The sequence below is a fragment of the Polaribacter sp. BAL334 genome, from assembly GCF_015767435.1.
GTDB lineage: Bacteria > Bacteroidota > Bacteroidia > Flavobacteriales > Flavobacteriaceae > Polaribacter.
This window is the reverse complement of sequence record NZ_JADWOV010000231.1, coordinates 1-350: the sequence shown is the minus strand read 5'-3', so window position 1 is coordinate 350 and position 350 is coordinate 1. Positions and strand designations below refer to the sequence as shown.

The following is a 350-nucleotide window of genomic DNA, read 5'->3' as shown; positions in this document are numbered from 1 at the left end:
TATTTACTTTTGATGAAACTTCTTCATACAGTTTTTCAGCAGATTTTTCATTCAACAAGTCATAAACATCAAAATAACGTGCCATTTCTAAATGTGTCCAGTGATACAAAGGATTTCGCATTGTATATGGAACTGTTTTTGCCCAATTTAAAAATTTGTCTTTATCTGAAGCATTGCCTGTGATAAACTTTTCATTGATTCCTAAAGTTCTCATTGCACGCCATTTGTAATGATCTCCCTGAATCCAAACTTGGGTAATGTTTTCAAAAACGGTATTTTCTGCAATTAGCTTTGGAGATAAATGGTTATGATAATCAATAATTGGTTGATTTTTAGAATAATTATGGTAC

The 350-nt window shown here is 30.9% G+C and carries 1 protein-coding gene; it reads right to left on the bottom strand.

The window, feature by feature from the left end; genetic code table 11:
• The coding region (locus IU405_RS03050) for a glucuronate isomerase (RefSeq protein WP_197437143.1) at window positions 1-350 on the bottom strand (350 nt) is incomplete at both ends.